Raw genomic sequence first — 6,651 nt, forward strand, 5'->3', positions numbered from 1 at the left:
CCTGATCGTCTGCCGGTTCCCCGGGGGCTGCCGCAAGCGACGGCCCCCGGAGCCTGGCGGAACTGTTCCGAGGAGGAATTCCCCCTCGGAGGGTTGTCTGGCCTTCCCGGGAAGGACTACTTGGCCTTCTCGAGGATCTCGACGACGCGCCAGCGCTTGGTCGCCGACAGCGGCCGCGTCTCCATGAGGAGGACGCGGTCGCCGATGCCGGCGGCGTTCTGCTCGTCGTGGGCCTTGAGCTTGTTCGTACGGCGGATGACCTTGCCGTACAGGGCGTGCTTGACGCGGTCCTCGACAGCGACGACGACGGTCTTGTCCATCTTGTCGCTGACGACCAGACCCTCGCGGGTCTTGCGGAAACCGCGCGCGGCGGTGTTCGTCTCAGTCACGTTGCTCTCGCTCATCAGGCGCTCTCCACCACGGTCTCGATGCCCAGCTCGCGCTCACGCATCAGGGTGTAGATCCGCGCGATGTCCTTCCGCACGGCCTTGAGGCGGCCGTGGTTCTCGAGCTGTCCGGTCGCCGCCTGGAAGCGGAGGTTGAACAGCTCTTCCTTGGACTCCCGGAGCTTGCCGACAAGCTCCTGGTCGCCCAGCTCGCGCAGTTCGGACGCCTTGGTACCGGCCGACATCACGCCTCACCTGCCTCGCGCCGAACGATCCGGCACTTCATCGGGAGCTTGTGAGCAGCGCGGGTGAGCGCCTCACGAGCGGTCTTCTCGTTCGGGTACGACAGCTCGAACATCACCCGACCGGGCTTGACGTTCGCGATCCACCACTCGGGAGAACCCTTGCCGGAACCCATGCGGGTCTCGGCGGGCTTCTTCGTCAGCGGGCGGTCCGGGTAGATGTTGATCCAGACCTTGCCGCCACGCTTGATGTGGCGGGTCATGGCGATACGAGCGGCCTCGATCTGGCGGTTCGTCACGTACGCCGGGGTCAGCGCCTGGATGCCGTACTCGCCGAACGTGACCTGCGTACCACCCTTGGACATACCGCTGCGCTTCGGGTGGTGCTGCTTGCGGTGCTTGACCCTACGCGGGATCAGCATGGCGGTCAGGCCTCCGTTCCGGTGCTCTCGGCAGGTGCCGACGCGGCAGCGGTGGTTTCCTCGGCCTTGGGGGCCTCGGTCGCCGGGCTGCTCTGGCGGTCACCCTGCTGAGGCCTGCGGCCACGGCCGCCGCGCTCGCCGCCGCGTCCGCCGCGACCCGCCGGGCGGTCGTTGCCGCCACCACGGGCCGGACGGTTGCCGGCACGAGCCGCAGCGTTCTCCGCGCGGACCTCAGCGATGTTCTTGACGTCGCCCTTGTAGATCCAGACCTTCACGCCGATGCGGCCGAAGCTGGTCTTGGCCTCGAAGAAGCCGTAGTCGACGTTGGCACGGAGCGTGTGCAGGGGCACGCGGCCCTCGCGGTAGAACTCCGAGCGGGACATCTCGGCGCCGCCGAGGCGGCCACCGCACTGGATCTTGATGCCCTTGGCGCCGGCCTTCATCGTCGACTGCATGCTCTTGCGCATGGCGCGACGGAAGGAGACGCGGGAGGACAGCTGCTCGGCGACGGCCTGCGCGACCAGCTGAGCGTCCACCTCGGGGTTCTTGACCTCGAGGATGTTCAGCTGGACCTGCTTGCCGGTGAGCTTCTCCAGCTCGCCGCGGATGCGGTCGGCCTCCGCGCCGCGACGGCCGATGACGATGCCCGGCCGGGCGGTGTGGATGTCGACGCGGACGCGGTCGCGGGTGCGCTCGATCTCCACCTTGGAGATGCCGGCACGCTCCATGCCCTTCGTCATCATCCTGCGGATGGCGACGTCTTCCTTGACGTAGTCCTTGTACAGCTTGTCGGCGTACCAGCGGGACTTGAAGTCCGTGGTGATGCCGAGCCGAAACCCGTGCGGGTTTACCTTCTGGCCCATTACCGGGTTCCTTCCTTGCTGCTGAGGACCACGGTGATGTGGCTGGTCCGCTTGCGGATCCGGTACGCGCGCCCCTGGGCACGCGGCCGGAAGCGCTTCAGCGTCGGACCCTCGTCCACGTACGCCTCGCTGATGAACAGCGACGTGGCGTCGGTGTGGTCGTAGTTGTGGGCGGCGTTGGCGATGGCGCTGTCGAGCACCTTGCCAACGGGCTCACTCGCGGCCTGCGGGGCGAAACGCAGGACCGCCTGAGCCTCCGTGGCGTCCATGCCACGGATGAGGTCCACCACACGGCGGGCCTTCATGGGCGTGACGCGGATGTACCGCGCCTGGGCCCTGGCTTCCATGGTTGTCCCTTCGGTGTTTGTCATGATCGGTTCCACCCCGCGTTAGCGGCGCTTCGACTTCCGGTCGTCCTTGACGTGGCCGCGGAAGGTGCGAGTCGGCGAGAACTCGCCGAGCTTGTGGCCGACCATCGACTCGGAGATGAACACCGGGACGTGGATCTTGCCGTTGTGCACCGCGATCGTGTGGCCCAGCATGGCCGGGACGATCATCGAGCGACGGGACCAGGTCTTGATGACGTTCTTGGTGCCTGCTTCGTTCTGGACATCCACCTTCTTGATCAGGTGGTCGTCGACGAAGGGCCCCTTCTTGAGACTGCGCGGCATCTAAACCCGCTCCTAGCGCTTCTTGTTCGTCTTGCGGCGGCGGACGATGTACTTGTTGCTCGCCTTCTTGGGAGAACGAGTACGACCCTCCTTCTGACCCCAGGGGGAGACCGGGTGGCGACCACCGGAGGTCTTGCCCTCACCACCACCGTGCGGGTGGTCGACCGGGTTCATGGCGACACCGCGGACGGTCGGGCGGACGCCCTTCCAGCGCATGCGGCCGGCCTTGCCCCAGTTGATGTTCGACTGCTCGGCGTTGCCGACGGCGCCGATCGTCGCGCGGCAGCGCACGTCGACCATGCGGACCTCGCCGGACGGCATGCGAAGGGTGGCCATGGAGCCCTCCTTCGCGAGCAGCTGCACCGAGGAGCCCGCGGAGCGGGCGAACTTGGCGCCGCCGCCGGGACGCAGCTCGATGGCGTGCACCGTGGTACCGACCGGGATGTGGCGCAGCGGCAGGTTGTTGCCCGCCTTGATGTCGGCGCCGGGGCCGTTCTCGATGTGCGCGCCCTGCACCAGGCCCGCGGGGGCGAGGATGTAGCGCTTCTCGCCGTCCGCGTAGTGGAGCAGCGCGATGCGCGCGGTGCGGTTCGGGTCGTACTCGATGTGCGCGACCTTGGCGGGGACGCCGTCCTTGTCATGGCGACGGAAGTCGATGACACGGAAGGCGCGCTTGTGGCCACCGCCCTGGTGGCGGACGGTCACACGACCGGCGTTGTTGCGGCCGCCCTTGCTGTGCAGGGGACGGACCAGCGACTTCTCCGGCGTGGACCGCGTGATCTCGACAAAGTCGGCGACACTGGAGCCACGACGGCCCGGGGTCGTCGGCTTGTACTTGCGGATACCCATTTCTCAGTCCTCGGAAGATTCCGGACTTCGATACGATCCCGGCCTCCGTCAGGAGGTCGGGCCGCCGAAGATGTCGATGCGGTCGCCCTCGGCAAGGGTCACGATGGCGCGCTTGGTGTCAGGGCGCTTGCCGAAACCGGAGCGGGTGCGCTTGCGCTTGCCCTGCCGGTTGATCGTGTTGACGCCGGTGACCTTGACCGAGAAGACCGCCTGGACGGCCTGCTTGATCTGGGTCTTGTTGGCGCGCGGGTCGACGACGAACGTGTACTTGTTCTCGTCGAGCAGGGCGTAGCTCTTCTCGGAGACGACCGGCTTGACGAGGATGTCGCGCGGGTCCGCGAGGGACTTGCTCAGCGGGGTCTCGACGACCGGGCCCTTGACGCCGCTCCTGGCCTTCGCCAGGCGCTTCGCCTTGGCCGCCTTGGCGGCCTTGGGCGCGATGCTGGGGTGACGCGTAGCCATCAGGCCTCGCTCCCTTCGGTTTCGTTGGCCTTGTTCGGGCCGGCGACGAAGGACTCGAAGGCGGCCTTGGTGAAGACCACGTCGTCCGAGACGAGCACGTCGTACGTGTTGAGCTGGCCCGGCTCCAGGATGTGGACCTGGGGCAGGTTGCGCGCGGACAGCCACGCGGCCTCGTCGGCGCGCTCGACGACCAGGAGCAGGTGCTTGCGCTCACTGATCTTGCCGAACAGGCTCTTCGCGGCCTTCGTGGAGACCGACTCGCCGTCGACGACGCCGGAGACGACGTGCACGCGGGCGTTCTGCGCGCGGTCCGTGAGGGCTCCGCGCAGCGCGGCGGTCTTCATCTTCTTGGGCGTCCGCTGCGAGTAGTCGCGCGGCACGGGGCCGTGCACGACGCCACCGCCGGCGAACTGCGGCGCGCGGGTCGAGCCCTGACGGGCCCGGCCGGTGCCCTTCTGGCGGTACGGCTTCTTGCCACCGCCTCGGACCTCGCCACGGCGCTTGGTCTTGTGCGTGCCCTGACGGGCCGCTGCCAGCTGGGCGACGACGACCTGGTGGATCAGCGGAATGCTGATCCTGGCCTCGAAGATCTCCGCGGGAAGCTCGACGCTGCCCGTCTTCTCGCCCGCGGGCGAAAGGATGTCAATGGTGCTCATGGTTTACCTCAGGCCCCCTTGGCCGCGGTACGAACCAGAACGAGACCGCCGTTGGGACCGGGGACCGCGCCCTTGATGAGCAGCAGGCCCTTCTCCGCGTCCACGGCGTGCACGGTCAGGTTCTGGGTGGTGACCCGCTCGTTTCCCATGCGGCCCGCCATGCGGAGGCCCTTGAACACGCGGCCCGGGGTGGCGCAGCCACCGATGGAGCCGGGAGAGCGGTGCTTGCGCTGGGTACCGTGACCGGCGCCGAGGCCCTTGAAGTTGTGACGCTTCATGACACCGGCGAAGCCCTTGCCCTTGCTCTTGCCGGTCACGTCGACCTTGAGCCCGGACTCGAACACGTCGGCCTTGATCTCCTGGCCGAGCGTGTACTCGGACGCGTCCGCGGTGCGGAGCTCCACGAGGTGGCGGCGGGGGGTCACGTCGGCCTTGGCGAAGTGGCCCTTGAGGGGCTTGTTCACCTTGCGAGGGTCGATCTCGCCGAAGGCGATCTGGACCGACTCGTAGCCGTCGGAGTCATTCGTACGGACCTGGGTCACGACACAGGGCCCGGCCTTGACGACGGTCACCGGGACGACACGGTTGTTCTCGTCCCAGACCTGGGTCATGCCGAGCTTCTCGCCCAGGACGCCCTTGATCTGCTTGGTCATCTCTTCCGCGCCTCTCAGAGCTTGATCTCGATGTCGACGCCGGCCGGAAGGTCCAGGCGCATCAACGAGTCAACGGTCTTGGGCGTCGGGTCGAGGATGTCGATCAGGCGCTTGTGCGTGCGCATCTCGAAGTGCTCGCGCGAGTCCTTGTACTTGTGCGGCGACTTGATGACGCAGTACACGTTCTTCTCTGTGGGCAGCGGCACCGGGCCCGCGACCGACGCACCAGTGCGGGTCACCGTCTCGACGATCTTCTTCGCCGAGGAGTCGATGACCTCGTGGTCGTAGGCCTTGAGCCGGATGCGGATCTTCTGTCCCGCCATGGCTGCTTCGAAATCCCATTCTCTGTCTTGACGCTCTGACGCCGTTGGCCGACCCACGCGGTCGGGCGTGTCGCGTTCCCTCCACGGGCGATTCCACGAGGGAATCCACACTGCGGGGGAAACGGAACGGGCCGACCAGAGAGGTCGACCGCCACCGGCGCCTGGTCGATACCCCGCCACGCATTCCCGGAAGATTCCCGTACGTCCGCTCCAGCGCTGCCCGCAAAGGCAGTTGGGGCGACGAGTACTGTGGGACTCGCTTCCGGTCCCCCCGGCGGGAGGCGCGCAGCATCGGCACTCAACCGAGCAACCGGACCAGTGTGCCACAGGGCCCCAGGGCCTGGCCAATCGCGACGGAGAACCCTACCCCACGGGCACACGTCCGAATCGTCGCCGCCACCACGGGCCCCTCCCTCAGGCCGATCGCGTGACCCGATCGGCCCGCCCTGCGCGCGGCGCCACCCGCTCAGAGGTGGCGCGACCGCCACCCGGCGAGCGCGGCGTGGACGCCCCGCAGCGCCTCGTACGACTCCTCGTACACGGAGTACAGCCCGTCCAGCCGGCCCGCCGCCTCGGGGTCCGGCACGAAGACCCGCTCGACGCGCACCGCCCGGTCCGCCGCGGCCGCCATGTCCGGGTGCAGCCCGGCGCCCACCGCCCCGAGCAGGGCCGCGCCGAGCGCGCCCGCGTCGGCGACGGCAAGCCGCGCGACGGGCCGGGCGAGCACGTCGGCGTGCACGCGGCACCACAGGTCGCTGCGCGAGCCGCCCCCGGTCAGCGCGACCGGGTCCAGGGGGCCGCAGGCCGCCTCCACTTCGCCGAGGACCTGCCGCGCGGACATCGCGACGCCCTCCAGCACCGCCCGGGTCAGCGCGGGCCTCGTGACGGACGAGGACACGCCGAGGAAGGCGCCCCGCACGTCCGCGTCCCACAGCGGCGCCCGCTCCCCCATCAGGTGCGGGGTGAAGACGACCCCGGTGGGGCCGGGAGCGGCCCGTACGCACTCGGCCAGGGCGTCCTCGACGCTCAGGCCCGCGGCCCCGGCCCACCAGCGCAGCGCGTCGCCGCCCGCCTGGGTGGGCCCGGCCACCACCCGCACGTCGCCGACCCGCGGGAAGGCGACG

12 protein-coding genes are annotated in these 6,651 nt (G+C 68.9%); all 12 read right to left on the reverse strand.

Annotation, left to right across the window (positions count from 1 at the left end; genetic code table 11):
* Positions 1-116: 116 nt before the first annotated feature.
* On the reverse strand, positions 117-404 hold the full coding sequence (gene rpsQ / locus L1885_RS04730; RefSeq protein WP_235795686.1) for a 30S ribosomal protein S17: 288 nt from the start codon (positions 402-404) through the stop codon (positions 117-119).
* Positions 404-631 (reverse strand): 50S ribosomal protein L29, encoded by a 228-nt coding sequence (rpmC, locus tag L1885_RS04735; RefSeq protein WP_225013392.1) that lies wholly within the window; start codon positions 629-631, stop codon positions 404-406. Before rpmC ends, rpsQ begins: the two co-directional genes overlap by 1 nt.
* On the reverse strand, positions 631-1,050 hold the full coding sequence (gene rplP / locus L1885_RS04740; protein WP_030903854.1) for a 50S ribosomal protein L16: 420 nt from the start codon (positions 1,048-1,050) through the stop codon (positions 631-633). The genes rpmC and rplP overlap by 1 nt, the downstream gene beginning before the upstream one ends.
* A 5-nt stretch (positions 1,051-1,055) precedes the next feature.
* A complete protein-coding gene (gene rpsC, locus L1885_RS04745) occupies positions 1,056-1,913 on the reverse strand; it encodes a 30S ribosomal protein S3 (RefSeq protein ID WP_235795687.1) in 858 nt (285 codons plus the stop codon).
* Positions 1,913-2,260 (reverse strand): 50S ribosomal protein L22, encoded by a 348-nt coding sequence (gene rplV / locus L1885_RS04750; protein ID WP_235795694.1) that lies wholly within the window; start codon positions 2,258-2,260, stop codon positions 1,913-1,915. The genes rpsC and rplV overlap by 1 nt, the downstream gene beginning before the upstream one ends.
* Positions 2,261-2,302: 42 nt before the next feature.
* Positions 2,303-2,584: a 30S ribosomal protein S19 gene (gene rpsS, locus L1885_RS04755; protein ID WP_235795688.1), complete on the reverse strand. Its 282-nt coding sequence runs from the start codon at positions 2,582-2,584 to the stop codon at positions 2,303-2,305.
* Between the two features lie 12 nt (positions 2,585-2,596).
* The gene (gene rplB / locus L1885_RS04760; protein WP_235795689.1) at positions 2,597-3,433 is read right to left on the reverse strand and encodes a 50S ribosomal protein L2; all 837 of its coding nucleotides are present in this window, start codon (positions 3,431-3,433) and stop codon (positions 2,597-2,599) included.
* 48 nt (positions 3,434-3,481) lie between these two features.
* Positions 3,482-3,895, reverse strand: a complete 414-nt coding sequence (rplW, locus tag L1885_RS04765) for a 50S ribosomal protein L23 (RefSeq protein ID WP_235795690.1) — start codon at positions 3,893-3,895, stop codon at positions 3,482-3,484.
* Complete coding sequence (rplD, locus tag L1885_RS04770) at positions 3,895-4,551, reverse strand: 50S ribosomal protein L4 (RefSeq protein ID WP_235795691.1); 657 nt, start codon at positions 4,549-4,551, stop codon at positions 3,895-3,897. The genes rplW and rplD overlap by 1 nt, the downstream gene beginning before the upstream one ends.
* 8 nt (positions 4,552-4,559) lie before the next feature.
* Positions 4,560-5,204, reverse strand: coding sequence for a 50S ribosomal protein L3 (rplC, locus tag L1885_RS04775; RefSeq protein WP_235795692.1), 645 nt, complete (start codon positions 5,202-5,204; stop codon positions 4,560-4,562).
* Positions 5,205-5,218: 14 nt separating this feature from the next.
* Positions 5,219-5,527 (reverse strand): 30S ribosomal protein S10, encoded by a 309-nt coding sequence (gene rpsJ, locus L1885_RS04780; protein ID WP_003948644.1) that lies wholly within the window; start codon positions 5,525-5,527, stop codon positions 5,219-5,221.
* A 466-nt stretch (positions 5,528-5,993) separates the two neighbouring features.
* A partial coding sequence (locus L1885_RS04785; protein WP_268983615.1) for an FGGY-family carbohydrate kinase occupies positions 5,994-6,651 on the reverse strand: 658 nt, incomplete at its 5' end.

Source organism: Streptomyces fuscigenes (assembly GCF_021556455.1).
Lineage (GTDB): Bacteria > Actinomycetota > Actinomycetes > Streptomycetales > Streptomycetaceae > Streptomyces > Streptomyces fuscigenes.